The organism is Streptomyces sp. NPDC052496 (genome assembly GCF_040679095.1).
Classification (GTDB): domain Bacteria; phylum Actinomycetota; class Actinomycetes; order Streptomycetales; family Streptomycetaceae; genus Streptomyces.
The window spans coordinates 37,406-55,750 of sequence record NZ_JBFAUH010000012.1 but is presented as its reverse complement, the minus strand read 5'-3'; the positions used below and the strand labels follow the sequence as shown (position 1 = coordinate 55,750).

General features: G+C 73.8%; 19 protein-coding genes. 12 read left to right on the top strand and 7 right to left on the bottom strand.

What is annotated here, in order from left to right; translation table 11 throughout:
• Positions 1–66: 66 nt before the first annotated feature.
• The 3 genes from AB0L45_RS17430 to AB0L45_RS17420 all read left to right on the top strand — a co-directional run bounded on the left by AB0L45_RS17430 (position 67) and on the right by AB0L45_RS17420 (position 2,442).
• Positions 67–1,257: a cytochrome P450 gene (locus AB0L45_RS17430; protein ID WP_365840697.1), complete on the top strand. Its 1,191-nt coding sequence runs from the start codon at positions 67–69 to the stop codon at positions 1,255–1,257.
• 5 nt (positions 1,258–1,262) lie between these two features.
• Positions 1,263–1,478, top strand: coding sequence for a ferredoxin (locus AB0L45_RS17425; RefSeq protein WP_365840695.1), 216 nt, complete (start codon positions 1,263–1,265; stop codon positions 1,476–1,478).
• A gap of 442 nt (positions 1,479–1,920) precedes the next feature.
• Positions 1,921–2,442, top strand: a complete 522-nt coding sequence (locus tag AB0L45_RS17420) for a hypothetical protein (RefSeq protein ID WP_365840693.1) — start codon at positions 1,921–1,923, stop codon at positions 2,440–2,442.
• A 123-nt stretch (positions 2,443–2,565) separates the two neighbouring features.
• Here AB0L45_RS17420 and AB0L45_RS17415 read toward each other — a convergent pair whose 3' ends face one another.
• Positions 2,566–3,399, bottom strand: a complete 834-nt coding sequence (locus tag AB0L45_RS17415) for a nucleotidyltransferase domain-containing protein (RefSeq protein ID WP_365840691.1) — start codon at positions 3,397–3,399, stop codon at positions 2,566–2,568.
• A gap of 196 nt (positions 3,400–3,595) precedes the next feature.
• Positions 3,596–5,014, bottom strand: coding sequence for a sugar porter family MFS transporter (locus AB0L45_RS17410; RefSeq protein ID WP_365840689.1), 1,419 nt, complete (start codon positions 5,012–5,014; stop codon positions 3,596–3,598).
• A 379-nt stretch (positions 5,015–5,393) separates the two neighbouring features.
• On the opposite strand from AB0L45_RS17410, the gene AB0L45_RS17405 reads away from it, so the two are divergent.
• From AB0L45_RS17405 to AB0L45_RS17390, 4 genes are all read left to right on the top strand, one after another.
• Positions 5,394–6,305, top strand: coding sequence for a sugar isomerase (locus AB0L45_RS17405; RefSeq protein ID WP_365840687.1), 912 nt, complete (start codon positions 5,394–5,396; stop codon positions 6,303–6,305).
• Positions 6,306–6,439: 134 nt separating this feature from the next.
• Positions 6,440–7,324, top strand: a complete 885-nt coding sequence (locus AB0L45_RS17400; RefSeq protein ID WP_365840685.1) for a class II fructose-bisphosphate aldolase — start codon at positions 6,440–6,442, stop codon at positions 7,322–7,324.
• Between the two features lie 192 nt (positions 7,325–7,516).
• Positions 7,517–8,320 carry a DeoR/GlpR family DNA-binding transcription regulator gene (locus AB0L45_RS17395; RefSeq protein ID WP_365840683.1) on the top strand — a complete coding sequence of 268 codons (804 nt, stop codon included), beginning with the start codon at positions 7,517–7,519 and terminating at the stop codon, positions 8,318–8,320.
• A gap of 164 nt (positions 8,321–8,484) precedes the next feature.
• Positions 8,485–9,219, top strand: a complete 735-nt coding sequence (locus AB0L45_RS17390) for an N-acyl homoserine lactonase family protein (RefSeq protein WP_365840968.1) — start codon at positions 8,485–8,487, stop codon at positions 9,217–9,219.
• 157 nt (positions 9,220–9,376) lie between these two features.
• Here AB0L45_RS17390 and AB0L45_RS17385 read toward each other — a convergent pair whose 3' ends face one another.
• From AB0L45_RS17385 to AB0L45_RS17375, 3 genes are all read right to left on the bottom strand, one after another.
• Complete coding sequence (locus AB0L45_RS17385; protein WP_365840681.1) at positions 9,377–10,156, bottom strand: SDR family oxidoreductase; 780 nt, start codon at positions 10,154–10,156, stop codon at positions 9,377–9,379.
• A gap of 197 nt (positions 10,157–10,353) precedes the next feature.
• Entirely contained in the window at positions 10,354–11,301 is a 948-nt protein-coding gene (locus AB0L45_RS17380) for an SDR family oxidoreductase (RefSeq protein WP_365840679.1), read from the bottom strand.
• The gene (locus AB0L45_RS17375; RefSeq protein WP_365840678.1) at positions 11,291–12,136 is read right to left on the bottom strand and encodes an SDR family oxidoreductase; all 846 of its coding nucleotides are present in this window, start codon (positions 12,134–12,136) and stop codon (positions 11,291–11,293) included. The genes AB0L45_RS17380 and AB0L45_RS17375 overlap by 11 nt, the downstream gene beginning before the upstream one ends.
• A gap of 98 nt (positions 12,137–12,234) precedes the next feature.
• Here AB0L45_RS17375 and AB0L45_RS17370 point away from each other — a divergent pair, with 98 nt between their 5' ends.
• The 5 genes from AB0L45_RS17370 (at position 12,235) to AB0L45_RS17350 (ending at position 16,425) form a co-directional block, all read left to right on the top strand.
• Complete coding sequence (locus AB0L45_RS17370; RefSeq protein WP_365840676.1) at positions 12,235–13,086, top strand: enoyl-CoA hydratase family protein; 852 nt, start codon at positions 12,235–12,237, stop codon at positions 13,084–13,086.
• An 11-nt stretch (positions 13,087–13,097) separates the two neighbouring features.
• Positions 13,098–13,958, top strand: a complete 861-nt coding sequence (locus tag AB0L45_RS17365; protein ID WP_365840966.1) for a CoA-transferase — start codon at positions 13,098–13,100, stop codon at positions 13,956–13,958.
• Positions 13,955–14,740 carry a CoA-transferase gene (locus AB0L45_RS17360; protein ID WP_365840674.1) on the top strand — a complete coding sequence of 262 codons (786 nt, stop codon included), beginning with the start codon at positions 13,955–13,957 and terminating at the stop codon, positions 14,738–14,740. Before AB0L45_RS17365 ends, AB0L45_RS17360 begins: the two co-directional genes overlap by 4 nt.
• The gene (locus tag AB0L45_RS17355) at positions 14,737–15,795 is read left to right on the top strand and encodes a nitronate monooxygenase (RefSeq protein ID WP_365840964.1); all 1,059 of its coding nucleotides are present in this window, start codon (positions 14,737–14,739) and stop codon (positions 15,793–15,795) included. Before AB0L45_RS17360 ends, AB0L45_RS17355 begins: the two co-directional genes overlap by 4 nt.
• A 318-nt stretch (positions 15,796–16,113) precedes the next feature.
• Complete coding sequence (locus AB0L45_RS17350) at positions 16,114–16,425, top strand: hypothetical protein (RefSeq protein ID WP_365840672.1); 312 nt, start codon at positions 16,114–16,116, stop codon at positions 16,423–16,425.
• A 34-nt stretch (positions 16,426–16,459) separates the two neighbouring features.
• Here the strand turns inward: AB0L45_RS17350 and AB0L45_RS17345 are convergent, their stop codons facing one another.
• On the bottom strand, positions 16,460–17,617 hold the full coding sequence (locus tag AB0L45_RS17345; protein WP_365840670.1) for an acetyl-CoA C-acetyltransferase: 1,158 nt from the start codon (positions 17,615–17,617) through the stop codon (positions 16,460–16,462).
• 89 nt (positions 17,618–17,706) lie between these two features.
• A complete protein-coding gene (locus AB0L45_RS17340; protein ID WP_365840668.1) occupies positions 17,707–18,333 on the bottom strand; it encodes a TetR/AcrR family transcriptional regulator in 627 nt (208 codons plus the stop codon).
• Positions 18,334–18,345 lie beyond the last annotated feature (12 nt).

The window sequence follows — 18,345 nt, the reverse complement described above, 5'->3', positions numbered from 1 at the left end:
GGCCGTTGACCGTACCAAGAATCCCCCTCTACTTTGTAAGCAGCTGCTTACACGAGGGAGGCCCCGGTGACCACAGCCGACACGATGCCCCTTGCCTACCCGTTCAACGAACCCGACGGACTGGCCCTGTCCGACACCTACGCGCAGGTCCGCGACCGGCCGGGACTGCTGCGGGTACAGATGGCGTACGGCGAACCGGCCTGGCTCGCCACCCGCTACGCCGACGCGCGCCTGGTCCTCGGCGACCGGCGCTTCAGCCGCGCGGAGGGACTCCACCACGACGAGCCGCGACAGGCGGAGGGCGCGCGGAACAGCGGAATCCTGAGCATGGACCCGCCTGACCACACCCGGCTGCGCACGCTGGTCGCCAAGGCGTTCACCGTGCACCAGGTGGAGAAACTCCGGCCGTGGGTGCGGGAGCTGACGCACCAGCTGATCGACGAGCTGGAGGCCGCCGGCCCGCCCGTCGACCTGGTGGACCGCTACGCGCTGCCCATCCCGGTCGCGGTCATCTGCCGGATGCTCGGCGTGCCCGAGGAGGACCGGCCCAAGTTCCGTACGTGGAGCGACGCGGCGCTGTCCACCAGCTCCCTGACGGCCGAGGAGTTCGAGACCAACCGCGAGGAACTGCGCGCCTACATGGCGCAGTTGATCGCGGACCACCGCGCGGAGCCGCAGGACGACATCATGACGCGGCTGATCGAGGCCCGCGACGTGAACGACCGGCTGAGCGAGCTGGAGCTGATCGACCTGTGCGTCGGCATCCTGGTCGCCGGGCACGAGACCACCGCCACCCAGATCCCCAACTTCGTCCTGTCGCTCCTGGACCACCCCGGTGAGCTGGAGCGGCTGCGGGCCGAGCCCGTGCTCGTCAAGAACGCCGTCGAGGAGCTGCTGCGCTTCGTCCCGCTGGGCAGCGGCGCGGCCTTCCCCCGCTACGCCACCGAGGACATCGAGGTGGGCGGCACGCTGGTCCGCGCGGGTGAACCGGTCCTGGTCGCGGTGGGCGCGGCCAACCGGGACGCGCTGCGCTTCGATACGCCGGGCGTCCTGGACATCACCCGCGACGGCAACCAGCACCTCGGCTTCGGCCACGGGGTGCACCACTGCCTCGGCGCGCCGCTGGCCCGGCTGGAGCTCCAGGAGGCGCTGATCGCCCTGCTCACCCGCTTCCCGAAGCTGCATGTGGCCGGGGACGTGGTGTGGAAGAACCAGATGCTGGTCCGCGGCCCGCGCGAGATGCCGGTGGGGTGGTGAGCCGGATGACCTGGAAGGCCTCGGTCGACGGACAGCAGTGCATGGCGACCGGCATGTGCGCCGGGATCGCCCCGGGCCTCTTCGTCCTGGACGGGCCGCACGCCCGGCCGCTGCGGGAGGAGATCCCGGAGGACGAGGACGCGCTGGACGCGGCCGACTCCTGTCCGGCCATGGCGATCCTGATCCGGGACGGTGACACGGTCGTCGGGCCACGGCCGTGACGGAGGGCCGACGGGTGTGAGGGAGAGCGGGGGCGGGGCGGGGCGGGTCGCGCGGCTGGTTCGAGACCGGTTCGCGGTCGGTTCGTGGGTGGTTCGCGGTCGGTTCGTGGGTGGTTCGAGGCCGGTTCGTGGTCGGTTCGAAACCGGTTCGTGGGTGGTTCGCGGCCGGTTCGAGACCGCCCCGTACGGCCTACAGCGCCGCGGCCGCCCCTCACCCGTCTGTCCCCGCCCGGCGCGGACAAATCACCGGCCGCGTGTCGGCGCAGTGACCTGCCGCAACGCCGCCCGGCGGGGGCCGACACGCCGGAGGGCCGCACCATACCTGACGCGGCCTCACCGGGCGGGGACGGCGCGCCGAGGCTTATCTCAAATGCGTCAGCGCGGATCCATCCGATCTGCCGCGGCGCACCCGCGCCGCCTCCGCGCTGCCGGAGGAACAACCATGCGTCCCACCCGCATCATCGCCGCTTCCGGCCTGACCATCGCCGCCCTGGGCCTGTCGACCGGCGCCGCGCTCGCCAAGCCGGTGGCCACGACCAGTCCGAAGCTCACCGGCCCCAACGGAGCCGTGACCGTCACCGTCACCTGCGACACGGGCAAGGCCAAGCGCATCGCCGCATCCTCCCAGGGGTTCCGCAGCGGCACCGTCTGGCTCTACCGCACCCACAAGCACGGCAAGACGTACCGCGGGACCGCCCGGGTGGCGTCCCAGCTCTCCGGCGGCCCCAACCACCTGGGCCGCTACACGACCTGGGGTGTGAACGGCAACTGCCCGGACGGCAAGCAGTGGTCCACGACCTTCAAGACCGACGCCAAGCGGCCGCACGGCCAGGTGCACACCGGCGTCGGCACCACCAGCCAGGACTCCAACACCACGGAGATCGTCGCGGGTGCCGCGGTCCTGGCCACCGCCGCGGTCGGTGGCACCTACTTCCTGCGCCGCCGCCAGAACAACCACTCCTGACGGCCTGGATCACCGGTTCCGCGGCACTTCGGGCCGCTGTGCCCCGGCCGGGTTCCCCCTCCCGGCCCGGCGGGGCACAGCGGCCGAAGCACGCCGTACGGCCGCGCCCGGCCCGCGGAACGGTCAGCCGCGGCCCAGCAGCCCGGCGATCTCCTCGTGCAGCGCGGCCGGCACCTCGGTGCCCCAGCAGGCCGCCGCCTCACCGGCCAGCTCCCGGCTCCACTGCCAGCTCGCCCGCGCCGCCGTCCGTACGGCGGGAAGCACGGCGGGAGCAGTGGTCGCGGTGTAACGGTCGCGGTCGGCGGCCGGCAGGTCCTGCTCCAGAGCGCGGCTGGGCGTCAGCCAGTGTGTGGTGGACCCGCGCAGCAGGCGGCACAGTTGGAGCTGCTGCGGGGCCACGACCGTGTGCAGCAGGGCATGTGCGCGGGCCGTCTCGCCGCGGGCCAGGACGTGGGCGAGCATCAGCGTCCAGTTGGCCAGCTCGTCGGTGAGCTGCTGGGCGGTCGGGCCCGGCTCCGGCGGGCAGGGGTCGGCGAGGCGGCGGGCCGCGGCGGTCAGCCGTCCGCCGCGGTCCAGCAGGACGGCCGCGCCGGGGTCCGGCAGGTGGACCGTGCCGCGCCAGGTGGGCACCTCGTCGATGCCCGGCCCGGCGGCCACGAGGTGGAACTCGCCGCGCATCAGGTCGTCGAAGACGACGGCCAGGATGCCGTACATGTTGGTGTAGGCCAGCTTCAGCGGGGCGATACGGCCGACGAACTCCGGGCCGTCGAAGGTGTCGGCGTGCGCGTCACGGACGTACAGGTACGCCTCGATGTCGGAGTGGGCGTCGGCCTCCCCGAGGGTCCACGAGCCGTAGAGCAGAACGCCCTCCAGCCGGGGTTCGGCCTCGGCCAGCTCGCGCAGGCGCGCGACGCGGCGGTCGAGGGCGGGGCAGGACGGGACCGGCGTGCGATGCATGGGTGGTGTCTCCTGAGCAGAAGCAGGGCATACGGACGGACACCACCGGCCCGGCGGCGTACGCCGGGCCGGTGGCTCTGGACCACGTCCGTCTGCTCAGCTGAAATTGCCCATGTGCCGCATCGTAGGGGACACGGCCGGCGCGCGACCAACGGTTTTGCGCGCACCGGACGGGACGGGCGGGGGCGCCCGGCCGCTACGGGGCCGGAGTGGGCCAGCGCCCTCCGTTCAGCCAGAAACCCTGGATCTCCTCCAGTTGCCGCCCCTTGGTCTCGGGGGCGGTGCACGCGGCGAAGACCAGCGCGCCGAGTGCGAGGAGGCCCAGGCCCGCGAAGGTCGTCGCGGCGCCCGCCCAGGACATCAGGGACGGGAAGAACTGCGCGATGAGGAGGTTGGCGACGAGATCGGCCGTCAGCATCGCCGACGCGCCGGTGGAGCGCAGCTGGGCGGGGAACGCCTCACTGGCGTACACCCAGATCAGTGACCCGAAGCCGAAGTTGAAGGCGGCGGTGAAGAGCAGGATCGCGCCGAAACCGATCCACGTCCCGGATCCCTCCATGTCCCCGAAGCCGAACACGACGGTCAGCACGCCGAGCATGGCCGCCATCGTGGCGATGCCGGAGAGCAGGACGACGCGGCGGCCGAGCCGGTCGATGATCAGGATGGCGAGGACCGTCGCGGCCAGGGAGGCCAGCTGCACGAAGGCCGGCAGCAGGAAGTTCTGCCCGTCGCCGGTGAAACCCATCTCCTCGAAGATCTGCGGGCTGTAGTACGTCACCGCGTTGATGCCGGTGATCTGGCAGAAGAAGCCGAGCCCGACGACGAACAGCGCGGCGCGGGCGTACGGCTTGCGCAGCAGTGAGCGCAGCGAACCGCCGCTCTCCTCGGCCAGCGCGGCCCGGACCGCCTCGGTCTCCGCGCGCGGGTCGACGTCGGGGTCGGTCAGCGCCATGACCTCGACGGCCTTCTCGGTCCGGCCCTTGAGGACGTACCAGCGGGGGGTGTCGGGCAGCCGGAACAGCGGGATCAGTACGAGGGCGGCGGGGATCGCGGCCAGGCCGAGCATCAGCCGCCAGTGGCCGCCGTCGGACAGGCCCCAGTTCACGAAGTACGTGAGGGCGATGCCGGCGACCGTGGCGACCTGGTACGCGGCCACCGAGGCGCCACGCGTGCGGGCCGGTGTCGACTCGGCGATGTACAGCGGGGCGGCCACGATCGAGATGCCGATGGCGACGCCGAGCAGGAACCGCACCGCGTCCAGCACGACGACGTTCGGGGCGAGGGCGGAGAGCGCCACGAAGACCGTGTAGGAGCCGGCGACGATCAGCATGGCGGCCTTGCGGCCCAGCGCGTCGGCCAGCTTGCCGCCGATCAGCGCACCCAGGATCGATCCGAACACCAGGACGCTGTTGACCAGGCCCTTCTCGGTGTCGCTGAGGTGGAAGTCCTGGCTCAGGAACACCAGGGCGCCGGAGATGCTGCCGGTGTCGTAGCCGTAGATGACGCCGACGACGGCTCCCGTGAGGGCGAAGAGCCGGCCGGTGCGCCGGGGCGGCGGGCCGGCGGGGTCCGGCGGCGAGGACGGTGACTGCGTGGAGCGCGTTGCAACGGACATGGGGAGTCCTTTGTGACGACTGTCGGCGGAACGGCCTTGCTGCGTGACGATCACTGCGGCAGCTGCCGTCGGACGGCCGGTGACCGGACGTACCGCCCGGCGCCGGCGCTGTCCGCGCCGCCTGACGGCCGCCGCCCCACTGCGGCTGCATGAGTGATCCTGCGAGTATTCGACTCCTTTCATTCATGTGTCAACAGTCACCTCAGGCGACCAGGCATTCGGCATCCCTCCTGCAAGGAGAGCCAGTTCATGGTCCATCCCTTCCCGCCTTACGGGCGCTTCCACCCTTCCGAGGGATGGATTACGCCGCCGGGCGTGCGTAGAGTTGCTTGCAACCGAGCATGTTGTTGCAAGTTCACGCAGACAACTGGAGGGTGTCGTGAGCGGGACCTCGTACATGGAGCAGGAGCTGCGCAGCCAGCCGGAGACCTGGCGGGAGGCGGCGCGGATCGGCGGCGGGGACACCCCGCTGCCCGGCGCCGGCCGGCGGGTCGCGGTGGTGGGCTGCGGCACCTCGTGGTTCATGGCGCAGGCGTACGCGGCGCTGCGCGAGGGCGCCGGGCTGGGCGTGACGGACGCCTTCGCCGCCTCCGAGGCGTTCCTCGGCGCCGACCGGGGGTACGACGCCGTCGTGGCGATCACCCGCTCCGGGACCACGACCGAGGTGCTGCGCCTGCTGGAGCAGGTGAAGGGCCGCATCCCGACCGTGACGGTGCTCGGTGACCCGGACACCCCGGCCACCGGGCTGTCGGACGCGACGGTCACCCTGCCGTTCGCCGACGAGCGGTCCGTGGTGCAGACCCGGTTCGCGACGACCGCGCTCGCGCTGCTGCGGGCCCACCTCGGCGAGGACCTGTCCGGCGCGGTGCGCGACGCGGAGGAGGCGCTGACCGCGCCCGTGGAGAAGGAGTGGCTGGACGCCGAGCAGTTCTCCTTCCTCGGCACGGGCTGGACGTACGGGCTGGCCAACGAGGCGGCTCTGAAGATGCGGGAGGCGTCGCAGAGCTGGACGGAGTCCTACCCCGCGATGGAGTACCGCCACGGCCCCATCTCCATAGCGGCACCGGGCCGCGTCACCTGGGTGTTCGGCCCGGTGCCGGACGGGCTGGAGGCGGATGTCGCACGGACCGGTGCCGGGTTCGTGCACCACGGGCGCGACCCGCTGGCCGACCTGGTCCTGGTGCAGCGGATCGCCCTGGAGCGGGCCCGCGCCCGCGGTCTGGACCCCGACAACCCGCGCAGCCTGACCCGCTCGGTGATGCTCACGGCGCCGGAGCCGGCGGCGGGGTAGCCGGGCAGACGGGAGAGTCGCCCGCCCCCTCTCTGCCCCCGCCCCGCTGTCCCGCTCCCCCTCGCCCTGTCGTCCCGCCACCCCGTCCACGAACCGCCGGCAACGGCCCCGGCCCGCAAGGGAGTCAGGATCCCATGCCCCTCGTTCCCACCTCGTCGATCGTCACTGCCGCCCGTGAGGCACGGGCCGGTGCCGCGGCGTTCAACGTCATCCACCTGGAGACCGCCGAGGCGCTCGTCGCGGCCGCCGAACGCAGCGGTCTGCCGGTCATCCTGGGCATCAGCGAGAACTGCATCCGGTACCACGGCAGCCTGCTGCCCATCGTCCGCGCCACCCTCGCGCTCGCCGAGGCGTCCGCCGCCCGGGTCGCCGTGCACCTGGACCACATCACCGACGCCGGGCTGGTGCGCGAGGGCGTGGCGGCCGGGGTGCGGTCGGTGATGGTGGACGCCTCGGCCCTCCCCTACAAGGAGAACGTCGCCGCCACGGCGGAGCTGACCGCCTGGTGCCATGAGCGCGGTGCCTACGTCGAGGCCGAGCTGGGCGAGGTCGGCGGCAAGGACGGCGTGCACGCCCCCGGTGCCCGTACCGACCCCGACGAGGCGCTGGCGTTCGTCCGGGCGACCGGGGTGGACGCGCTGGCCGTCGCCGTCGGCTCCTCGCACGCGATGCACGAGCGCACCGCCGTCCTGGACAAGGAGCTGATCGCGGCGCTGGCCGGGAAGCTGCCGGTGCCGCTGGTGCTGCACGGCTCCTCCGGCGTGCCCGACGACGAGCTGCGCCGGGCCGTCGCGGCCGGCATGACGAAGATCAACATTTCCACCCATCTGGTGTCCGTCTTCACCCGCAGCATCCGGGACACCCTGGACGCCGACCTGACCCTCGTGGACTCGCGCACGTACGTGAAGCCGGCGCGCGAGGCCGTGGCCCAGGAGGCCGCCCGTCTCCTGGCCCTGCTCGCCGCCCCGGCCGCGGTCCCGGGCCAGTCGGCCGCGGCGGAGGCGCCGGTGCAGGGGTGAGCCGTGGGGAGCGGGTGGGCGTGGGAGGGGTGCGGGTCGTCGGCTGGTCCGCCCCTCCGGTCCATGAGGCGAAAACGCTTGCGTACCCTCCCACCACGGGGTGTGCACGGCGCCTGCCCATCCCGCCGCCCCTGGCCGGCCGGGGGCTTCCCGATATCACGCAGGCCGCCGGAGAGGACTTAGGCTCGCGCCATGAACCGCCATGAACGGATGAACGCTCTGCTGGAGCTGCTCGGCGAACGCGGCCGGGTGGAGGTCGAGGAGGCCGCGACCGAGCTGGAGGTGTCGGCCGCGACGATGCGGCGCGACATGGACGCCCTGGCCGACCAGCAGCTGCTCACCCGTACCCGGGGCGGCGCGGTGCTCAGCTCGGTGGCGTACGACCTGCCCATCCGTTACAAGCGGGCGCACCGCGCCGCCGAGAAGGAAGCGGTGGCGCAGGCCGCGGCGAAGCTGGTCGAGCGGGGCGACGTGGTCGGACTCAGCGGTGGCACCACGACCACGGAGATCGCCCGGGTGCTGGCCACCCGGCCGGAGTTCGCCGAGGCGGGACCGCAGCCGCACCTGACCATCGTCACCAACTCGCTGAACATCGCCAACGAACTCGCCGTACGGCCGCAGATCAAGATCGTGCTGACCGGCGGGGTGGCGCACTCCCGGTCGTTCGAACTGGTCGGCCCGTTCAGCGAGCTGGTCCTCCAGCAGATTTCCGTGGACATCGCCTTCATCGGCGCCAACGGCATAGAGCCGGTGATGGGTGCGACCGTGCACGACGAGGCGGAGGCCCGCGTCAACCGCCTGATGGCCGAACGGGCCCGGCGCGCCGTGGTCGTCGCGGACTCCTCGAAGATCGGCGCACGCTGCTTCGCCCGGGTCGGCGGCGCGGACGTCTTCGACACCCTCATCACGGACAGCGGCGCCAAGGAATCCGTCCGCCGGGAGTTCGGCGAACGGGGCCTGCGCGTGGTGGCCGCCCGGGCCGCCGCGGACGACTGACCGGCGGCTGACGGACGACGGACCGGCGGCCGGCCGACGGCTGGCCGGCCGGCGCCGCCCCCTGCCACGATGGCCGGATGGATGCCGTGGGCCACGAGGGGACGACGCGCGGGCGTACGGTGCGCGGGCGTACGGTGCGCGGGCGTACGGTGGGCGGCCCGTCGATGGGCGACCCACCGGTGCGAGGCGTGGCCCGGAGTGTGGTGCGGGGTGTGCGCAGGCTCGATCTCGGGTATTTCGTCCGTCCCGCGTCGGAGACCGGCGGGGCCGGTCCGCGGGTCGAGCCGGTACTCGCGTACCTGGTGCGGCACGATGCCGGGCTGTTGCTGTTCGACACGGGGATCGGGGCTGCCGATCCGGAGACCGAGGCGCACTACCGTCCGCGGCGCCGGTCCCTGGAAGCCGCGCTGGCCGCGGCGGGCCATCGGCTCGCGGACGTGTCCGTGGTGGTCAACTGTCATCTGCACTTCGACCACTGCGGCGGCAATCCGCTGCTGAGCGGGCGGCCCGTCCTGGTCCAGGCGACGGAACTGGCCCTGGCCCGCGCGGGCGGGTACACGGTGGACGCTCTGATCGACTTCCCCGGCGTCGCCTACGAGGAGTTGAGCGGCGAGGCCGAGGTCTGGCCCGGCGTGCACCTCGTCCCCACGCCGGGGCACACCGCGGGGCACCAGTCCCTGGTGGTGGAGCAGCGGGACGGCACGGTGATCCTCGCGGGCCAGGCCCGTGACTGCGCCTCGGAGTTCGCGTCGGACCAGCTGGCCCGGCGAGCCGCCCTCGACGGAGTCGGCGCCCCGCTGCCCGGTCATCCGCCGTGGCTGGAGCGGCTGGACGCGTTCGGTCCGCGGCGGGTGATGTTCGCCCACGACGGGTCGGTGTGGGAGCCGTCCGGTCCGTGAGGGCGTACGGGCGTTACGGGTGTCACGGACGTTGCGAAGGTGACGGACGCACCGGCCCGGGCAGGCCGACACTCGTCACCCGCCTCACCGGCCGCCTCCCTCAACCATCTCACCGGCCGCCTCCCCAACCATCTCACCGGCCGCCTCCCCGACCGCCTCACCAGGTGCTGTCCCCCCGCAGTACCGCGTCCGCGCCGCCGTCGAGGAAGACGACCTGTCCGGTGACGTGCGTGTTCTCCGGCGATGTCAGCCAGGTGAGGAGCGCGGCGGCCTGTTCCGGGCGGGCGTGGCCGTGCAGCGGCATCGGCACACTGGCGTCCACGACCCGGCGCGTCTCCGGGTCGGCGAGCATGGGGGCGGTCATGGGGGTGACGACGGTGCCCGGCGCGACGGCGTTGAGCGGGATGCCGGCCCCCGCCCAGTCGGCGGTCGTGGCGGTACGGCGGACCCAGCGGGCGACGGCGGCCTTCGAGGAACCGTAGAGCAGGTACCCCTCACCGCGGTCGACGGCCGCCTGGGCCGCGGCGACCGCGGCCGCTTCGTCCCCGGCCAGCGCGGCGTCGACGACGGCGGTGTCACCGGGGTGCACGGACGCCACCGAAGAGACCACGACCGCGCGCGGGTCCGTGCCGGCGGCGAGCAGCGGGCGCAGGCCCTCCAGAGTGGCCACCGCTCCGAAGTGGTTCACCTTGACGGTCAGCGGGTCGAAGGTGGCGACGCCAGCACAGGCGATCACCGCGTCGAGCCGGCCGCCGGTCAGTTCCCGGGCGCGGGTCACCAGTTCCGTACGGCCTTCGGGGGTGGCGAGGTCCGCGTGGATGTCGGCGCCGTCGAGGTCGGCGCCGAGCACGGTGTGGCCCTGCGCGCGGAGGCGGGCGGCGGTGGCCTGGCCTATGCCGGAGGCGGCTCCGGTGACGAGACAGGTACGGGACGGCATGCGGTGCTCCTCGGCGGGTGCGGCGACCAGTGGGTGTGGCGATCAACGGGTGCGGTGATCGCCGGGCATGGCGATCAGCGGGCGTACGGCCTCGCCAACCTACCCACGCGCCACAGGCTCCCGGACACCGCACCCGCCCACCACACACCCCAAAACCCCTCCCGCACCCCAAACCCCCTCCCGTCCCCCACTCCACCTCACCCCGCCCCATACACCGGCTCCGGCGCGCTCGCCTCCGCGAGGAGCCTGCGGGCCGTGTCGCCCGCCTCGGCCGGGGTGAAGCGCGCCTGCTTGTCGGCGGTGGGCCCCGGGCGCCAGCCCTCCATGACCGTGATGCGCCCGCCTTCGGCCGCGAAGACCCGGCCGGTGACGCCTTCGGAGGCGGCGGAGCCGAGCCAGACGACGAGCGGGGAGACGTTCTCCGGGGCCATGGTGTCGAAGGTGCCGTCCGCCGGTGCCGCCATGGTCTCGGCGAAGGTCCGCTCGGTCATACGGGTGCGGGCGGCCGGGGCGACGGCGTTGACCTGTACGCCGTACCGGCCCAGTTCGGCGGCGGCCACGAGGGTGAGGCCGAGGACGCCTGCCTTGGCGGCGGAGTAGTTGGCCTGGCCGACGCTGCCGAACAGACCGGCTCCCGAGCTGGTGTTGACGACGCGGGCCCGCGGCGGCCGGCCGGCTTTGGCCTCCGCCCGCCAGTGGGCCGCCGCGTGGTGCAGCGGCAGGAAGTGGCCTTTGAGGTGCACGCGCAGGACGGCGTCCCACTCGTCCTCTTCCAGGTTGACCAGCATCCGGTCGCGTACGAAGCCCGCGTTGTTGACCAGGGTGTCCAGGCGGCCGTACGTGCCCAGCGCGGTGGCGACGAGCGAGGCGGCGCCGGCGGGCGTGGCGATGTCACCGCCGTGCGCGACCGCCTCGCCGCCCGCCGCGCGGATCTCCGCTGCCACCTCCTCGGCGGGTCCGCCCGCGCCCTCGGCCGGGCTGCCGTCCGGGCGTACGCCCAGGTCGTTGACGACGACGCGGGCGCCCTCCGCCGCGAAGGCCAGGGCATGGGCGCGGCCGAGGCCACGGCCCGCGCCGGTGACGGCGACCACCCGCCCGGCGCAGAGGCGGGCGGCGGCGTTCTCGGTGGGCCGGTCAGCGGTCATGTCCGCCCTCCAGGTCAGCGGTGGGGGCCGTAGTGGCTGTGGTGGTCGTGGCGGTCGTCGGGGGTGGGCCGGCGGCCTCCAGGAAGGACGGGCGTTCGCCCCCGCCGTGGACGGCCAGGCTCGCGCCGCTCACGTAGGCGCTCCGGTCGCTGGCCAGGAAGGCGCAGACCTCGCCGACCTCGTCGGGGGTCGCGAGTCTGCCGAGCGGGACGGTACGGCCGACCGCGGCGAGGCCCGGCCCGTCGCCGTAGTGCAGGTGGGAGAGTTCGGTGCGGACCATGCCGACGACGAGCGTGTTGACGCGGATGTGCGGTGCCCATTCGACGGCCATGGTGCGGGCGAGGTTCTCCAGGCCCGCCTTCGCGGCCCCGTAGGCGGCGGTGCCGGGTGACGGGCGGGTGCCGCTGACGCTGCCGATCATGATGATCGAACCGCCCGTCGCCTGCCGCGCCATGACGGCCCGTGCGGCGAGGGAGACGGTCAGCGGCGCGACGAGGTTCAGTTCGACGACGCGGGCGGCCTGCCGTGGCGAGGAGTCGTCGAGGAGCCGGTACGGTGTGCCGCCCGCGTTGTTGACGAGGATGTCGAGGCGTCCGTGGCGGGCCCGTATCCGCTCGAAGCACGCGGCGACCGCGTCCGGGTCGCGCACGTCCACCGGTTCGAAGGCCGCGGCGCATCCGTCCGCCGCCGCGACCGGCCGCTCGGGTGGGCGGCGCGCGCAGGCGACGACCTCGGCGCCCGCCGCCAGCAGGGCGCGGGCGATGCCGGCGCCGACGCCGCGCGTGCCGCCCGTGACGACCGCGACGCGTCCCGCCAGGTCGATGCCGAGTGTCAAAGGGGCACCTCCGCCCTCCCGTTGCGGGCGCCGCGCTGCTACCTTCTCCAGCAGCCTGCACCTAACAAACGTTTGGTGGAAAGGTAGCTGATCCGCCCATGGGTGTCTCCACCACCGTCACCGTCTCCCGCCCCGAGGACGGCATCGCGCTCGTCACCGTCGACCGGCCGCCGGTCAACGCGCTGCCCGTACAGGGGTGGTTCGACCTGGCCGACGCGGTACGCGCGGCCGGCCGCGACCCCGGCGTCCGCTGTGTGGTGCTCGCCGCCGCCGGCCGCGGCTTCAACGCGGGCGTGGACCTCAAGGAGATGCAGCGGACGCCGGGGCACGCGGCGCTGCTCGGCGCCAACCACGGCTGTTACGAGGCGTTCGCGGCCGTGTACGACTGCGCGGTGCCGGTCGTCGCTGCCGTGCAGGGCCACTGTCTGGGCGGCGGCATCGGCCTGGTGGGCAACGCGGACGCGATCGTGGCGGCCGACGACGCGAGGTTCGGCCTGCCCGAACTGGACCGCGGCGCGCTCGGCGCGGCCACCCACCTCGCCCGGCTCGTCCCGCCGCACCTGATGCGCACCCTCTACTACACCTCGCGCACCGTGACCGCCGCCGAACTCCACCGGCACGGCGCGGTGTGGCAGGTGGTGCCGCGCGACGAGGTGCGGACGGCGGCACTGGCGCTGGCCGGGGAGATCGCCGCGAAGGACGGATACCTGCTGCGGCTGGCCAAGGCCGCCATCAACGGCATCGACCCGGTCGACGTCCACCGCAGCTACCGCTTCGAGCAGGGCTTCACCTTCGAGGCCAACCTCAGCGGAGTGGCGGACCGGCACCGGGACGCCTTCACACGGAGGGGCGCCCCGGAAACCGCCCCGGAAACCGCTCCAAGAACCACACCGCAAAGCACCTCGCTACCCGAACGCGGCGCCGCCACCCCCGCAGAGGAGCCGAGTTGACCGACAAAACCATGACCGCCGACGACGTGGCGGCCCGGCTGGCGAGCGGGATGACCATCGGCATCGGCGGCTGGGGCTCGCGCCGCAAGCCGATGGCGCTCGTACGGGCCCTGCTGCGGTCCGGCCTGACGGACCTCACCGTCGTCTCCTGCGGCGGGCCGGACGTCGGTCTGCTGGCGGCCGCCGGAAAGATCCGCCGGCTGGTCACGCCCTTCGTCACGCTGGACTCGGTCCCCCTGGAGCCGCACTACCGTGCCGCCCGTGAGCGTGGCGCGCTGGAACTGACCGAGCTGGACGAGGCGATGTTCCTGTGGGGGCTCACCGCGGCGGGCCAGCGGCTGCCGTTCATGCCGGTACGGGCCGGACTCGGGTCCGACGTGCTGCGGGCCGCCCCCCACATCCGTACGGTGACCTCACCGTACGCGGACGGTGAGGTACTGGCCGCCGCCCCCGCACTGCGGCTCGACGCGGCGCTGGTGCACCTCAACCGGGCGGACGCGCGGGGCAACGGCCAGTACCTGGGGCCCGACCCGTACTTCGACGACCTCTTCTGCGAGGCGGCGGACGCGGCGTACGTCTCGTGCGAGCGGATCGTGGACCCCGCTGACCTGTGCCGGGCAGCCGGCCCGCAGACGCTGCTGGTCAGCCGGATGTTCGTCAGCGGTGTCGTCGAGGCGCCGTACGGTGCGCACTTCACGTCCTGTGTGCCGGACTACGGCCGGGACGAGGCGTTCCAGCGGGCGTACGTGCGTGCCGCGGCGGATCCGGACGCGTGGGCCGCGTTCGCCGCACGCTTCCTGTCGGGGGACGAGAGCGACTACCGGGCCGCGGTGGCGGCCTTCGCCGACGAGACCGCCGAGGAGCGCCGGTGACTCCCCGGGCCGGAACCCCGACCGTCACGCGCGCCGAGTACTGCGTGCTGGCCTGCGCCGAAGTCTGGCGTGGCGCGGGCGAAGTACTCGCCTCCCCCATGGGCACCGTCCCCGCCCTCGGGGCGCGGCTGGCACGGCTCACCTTCTCCCCCGACCTCCTGCTGACCGACGGCGAGGCCCTGCTCGTCGGCGACGCGCCGGAGCCAGGGCGCGGAACGACGGTGCCGGAGGGCTGGCTCCCCTACCGCCGCCATCTGGCGCTGGTCGCCACCGGCCGCCGGCACGTCATGATGGGCGCGAGCCAGATCGACCGGTACGGCAACCAGAACATCTCCTGCATCGGGGACTGGGCGCGTCCGTCCCGCCAGCTGCTCGGGGTGCGCGGCGCGCCCGTCAACACCCTCAACAACCCGACCAGTTACTGGGTGCCGAAGCACTCGCCGCGGACCTTCGTCGAGCGGGTCGACATGGTCTGCGGCGTCGGGTACGACCGGGCCGCGGCGGCCGGGCCGTCCGCGACCCGCTTCCACCGCGTCGCGGAGGTCGTCAGCGACCTCGGCGTGTTCGACTTCGAGACGCCCGACCGCACCATGCGGATCCGGTCGCTGCACCCCGGCGTACGGCCGGCCGAGGTCCGCGCGGCCACCGGGTTCGCACTGTCCCTGCCGGACGGCGGTGTGCCGTGCACCCGGGAGCCGGACGCCGCCGAGCTGCGGCTGATCCGCGAGGTGATCGACCCGTGCGGGCTGCGCGACCGCGAGGTGCCGCCGTGCGGCCCCTGACCACCGCGCTCACCGAGCTGACCGGCGTACGGTATCCCCTCGTCCAGACCGGTATGGGGTGGGTCGCCGGGCCGCGCCTGGTCTCCGCGACCGCCGAGGCCGGGGCGCTCGGCATCCTGGCCTCCGCCACCATGTCGGCCGGGCAGCTGCGCGCCGCGGTCCGCGAGGTCGCCGCCCGTACGGACCGGCCCTTCGGCGTCAACCTGCGGGCGGACGCCACGGACGCCGCCGAGCGGGTGCGCATCATCATCGAGGAGGGCGTACGGGTGGCCTCGTTCGCCCTGGCGCCCTCCCGGGAACTGATCGCCCGGCTGACGGACGCGGGGGTCGTCGTCATCCCGACGGTGGGGGCGCGGCGGCACGCGGAGAAGGTCGCCGCGTGGGGCGCGGACGCGGTCGTCGTCCAGGGGGCGGAGGGCGGCGGGCACACCGGTGAGGTGGCGACCTCCGTCCTGCTGCCGCAGGTCGTGGACGCGGTGGACATCCCGGTCGTGGCGGCCGGCGGCTTCCACGACGGGCGCGGGCTGGTGGCCGCCCTGGCCTTCGGGGCGGCCGGTGTGGCCATGGGGACGCGCTTCCTGCTCACGTCCGACAGCACCGTCCCGGCCGCGGTCAAGGCGCGCTACCTGGCGGCCACGGTCCAGGACGTGACGGTGACCCGCGCGGTGGACGGCCTGCCGCACCGGATGCTGCGGACGGACCTGGTGGCCGCCCTCGAACGGTCCGGGCGCCCGGCGGCCCTGCTGCGGGCCGTGCGGCACGCGGCGGCGTTCCGCCGGCAGGCGGGGACGGGCTGGGCGCGGATGGTGCGCGACGGGCTGGCCATGCGGCGCGGCACCGGGCTGTCCTGGAGCCAGGTGCTGCTGGCCGCCAACACGCCGATGATGCTGCGGGCCGCGCTGGTGGAGGGCCGTACGGACGCCGGGGTGCTGGCGTCCGGACAGGTGGCCGGGGTCATCGACGACCTGCCGTCGTGTGCGGAGCTGGTCGGCCGGATCATGGCCGAGGCGGCGGCGACGCTGGACCGGCTGGGCGGGACGGCGGGACGGGGCTGAGCGGACGGACGGGGGAAAGCTGAGCGGACCGGCGGAGCGGGGCTGAGCGGACGGACGGGGCTGAGCAGTCTGCCCGGAGCAGACCGCCGCCCCCTCCCCCCCGCAACCGGCCGAACGGCCCCTCCGCGCCGCCCACAACCGGCCGCAACCGGCCACAACCGCCCACAACCGGCCCCCCGGAACGGCCCGAGCCGCCGGCCGCCCCCGAAAGTCCGACCCGAACACCGGTCTGGATTCCGTCGCACTACGGTGGAGAATGACCACTGAAGGCCGCCCGGGCTCCTGCCGCGGGCGAAGGTTTCCGTCGGGGGAGATCAGATGCGTAAGTTTCTCGCCACGGCCGTCGCGGTGACGGCGCTCAGCACGACGCTGGGTCTGGCCACGGCCTCGCAGGCCGCGGCGGCCCCGCGGGCACCGCAGTGCGCCAAGGTGATGAAGTACTTCACCAAGGACCACCAGCGGTTCGTGCGCCTGAAGAACCTCTGCTCGCAGCGCACGGCCTGCTACACGATCGTCGTGCCGGCCCGGCCCGCCGTGAACGGCCGGCTCGCCAAGGCCGCGACGAAGGACGTCCGGTACGGGACGGACCGGGGGCCGCGCGCGCTGTACGTGAAGAACCGCGCCTGCTGACGCCCCGCCGGGCCGGACCCCCGTCCGCCCCGCCTCAGAGGCGTTCGATCACCGTCACATTGGCCTGCCCGCCGCCCTCGCACATCGTCTGGAGGCCGTAGCGCCCGCCGGTGCGCTCCAGCTCGTGCAGCAGGGTGGCCAGCAGCTTGCAGCCGGTCGCGCCGAGCGGGTGACCGAGCGCGATGGCGCCGCCGTTGACGTTGACCCGGTCGGGGTCGGCGCCGGTCTCCTTCAGCCAGGCCAGGACCACCGGCGCGAACGCCTCGTTGATCTCGATGAGGTCGACGGCGTCGATGCTCAGCCCGGTCTTCTTCAGCGCGTGCGCGGTGGCCGGGACGGGCGCGGAGAGCATCCGGATCGGGTCCTCGCCGCGTACGGACAGGTGGTGGACGCGGGCGCGCGGGGTGAGCCCGTGGTCGTGTACGGCCCGTTCGCTCGCCAGCAGCACGGCCGCCGCGCCGTCGGACACCTGGGAGGAGACGGCGGCCGTGAGCCGGCCGCCGGGCACCACCGGCGCGAGGGCGGCCATCTTCGCCGCCGACGTGTCGCGGCGCGGGCCCTCGTCGGCCGTCACGTCCCCGTACGGGACCAGCTCGCGCGCGAAGCGCCCCTCGTCGGCGGCGCGTACGGCCCGCCGGTGCGAGCGCAGCGCGTACTCCTCCATGTCCGTACGGGAGATGTCCCACTTGTCCGCGATCAGTTCGGCGCCGTGGAACTGGTCCACCGGCCGGTCGCCGTAGCGGGCGCGCCAGCCCGTACTGCCCGCGAACGGCCCGTCGGCCAGTCCGAGCGGTTCGGCGGCCCGGCGGCTCGCGAAGGCGAGGGGGACCATCGACATGTTCTGCGTGCCGCCCGCGACGACCAGGTCCTGAGTGCCGGAGAGCACGCCCTGCGCGGCGAAGTGGACGGCCTGCTGGGAGGAGCCGCACTGCCGGTCGACGGTGACGCCCGGCACCTCCTCGGGGAGCCCGGCCGCCAGCCAGCTGGTGCGGGCGATGTCGCCGGCCTGCGGGCCGACGGCGTCCAGGCAGCCGAAGACCACGTCGTCCACGGCGGCCGGGTCCACGCCCGTCCGCTCCATCAACGCTCTCAGCACGTGCGCGCCGAGGTCCGCCGGGTGCACGGCGGCGAGTCCGCCGCCGCGCCGGCCGACGGGGGTGCGCAGCGCGTCGATGATGTAAGCCTCTGCCATGCCGGCTCTCCGGGTGTCGGGCGCGCCGTGCGGTGCGCGAGCGGTCGGTCCCGTACAGCGGTGCGGTCCAGTCCTGTACAGCGGTGCGGTCAGTCCCGTACGGCGATGCCGTCCAGCACCATCGACAGGTACTGGCGGGCGATCTCCTCCGGGCCGTGCAGGCCGCCCGGCCGGTACCAGCTCGCGGCGACCCAGACGGTGTCGCGGACGAACCGGTAGGTCAGGCGGACGTCCAGGTCGGGGCGGAAGACGCCGTCGGCGACGCCGCGTTCCAGCGTGCCGAGCCACGCCTTCTCGAACTTCTGCCGGGAGTCGGTGAGATAGCCGAAGCGCGGCTTCCCGGCGAGCTGCCGGGACTCCTTCTGGTAGATGGCGACGGCGGCGCGGTGCCGGTCGATCTCCCGGAACGACTCGGTGACCAGGGCCTCGATGGTCTCCCGGGGGCCGAGTCCGGCCGCGAGCACCGCGTCGTAGCCGGCCCACAGCTCGTCCAGGAAGCTGCTGAGGATCTCGTCCAGCATCGACTCCTTGGAGTCGAAGTGGTAGTAGAGGCTGCCCGCGAGCAGTCCGGCCTCGTCCGCGATGCGGCGTACGGTCGTCGCGTCGTAGCCGTGGGCGGCGAACACCTCGGCGGCGGTGGCGAGCAGTTCACGGCGGCGGGCGGGTGACGGCGGGGTCACGGCGGCCGGTTTCTCGTTCTTCTTCGCGGTGGGCACCGGCTCATTGTC

Coding starts and splice junctions, on each gene's coding strand:
- AB0L45_RS17425 (WP_365840695.1), top strand. CDS start 1,263: ATGACCTGGAAGGCCTCGGTCGACGGACAGCAGTGCATGGCGACCGGC.
- AB0L45_RS17420 (WP_365840693.1), top strand. CDS start 1,921: ATGCGTCCCACCCGCATCATCGCCGCTTCCGGCCTGACCATCGCCGCC.
- AB0L45_RS17415 (WP_365840691.1), bottom strand. CDS start 3,399: ATGCATCGCACGCCGGTCCCGTCCTGCCCCGCCCTCGACCGCCGCGTC.
- AB0L45_RS17410 (WP_365840689.1), bottom strand. CDS start 5,014: ATGTCCGTTGCAACGCGCTCCACGCAGTCACCGTCCTCGCCGCCGGAC.
- AB0L45_RS17400 (WP_365840685.1), top strand. CDS start 6,440: ATGCCCCTCGTTCCCACCTCGTCGATCGTCACTGCCGCCCGTGAGGCA.
- AB0L45_RS17395 (WP_365840683.1), top strand. CDS start 7,517: ATGAACCGCCATGAACGGATGAACGCTCTGCTGGAGCTGCTCGGCGAA.
- AB0L45_RS17390 (WP_365840968.1), top strand. CDS start 8,485: ATGGGCGACCCACCGGTGCGAGGCGTGGCCCGGAGTGTGGTGCGGGGT.
- AB0L45_RS17385 (WP_365840681.1), bottom strand. CDS start 10,156: ATGCCGTCCCGTACCTGTCTCGTCACCGGAGCCGCCTCCGGCATAGGC.
- AB0L45_RS17380 (WP_365840679.1), bottom strand. CDS start 11,301: ATGACCGCTGACCGGCCCACCGAGAACGCCGCCGCCCGCCTCTGCGCC.
- AB0L45_RS17370 (WP_365840676.1), top strand. CDS start 12,235: ATGGGTGTCTCCACCACCGTCACCGTCTCCCGCCCCGAGGACGGCATC.
- AB0L45_RS17365 (WP_365840966.1), top strand. CDS start 13,098: ATGACCGCCGACGACGTGGCGGCCCGGCTGGCGAGCGGGATGACCATC.
- AB0L45_RS17350 (WP_365840672.1), top strand. CDS start 16,114: ATGCGTAAGTTTCTCGCCACGGCCGTCGCGGTGACGGCGCTCAGCACG.
- AB0L45_RS17345 (WP_365840670.1), bottom strand. CDS start 17,617: ATGGCAGAGGCTTACATCATCGACGCGCTGCGCACCCCCGTCGGCCGG.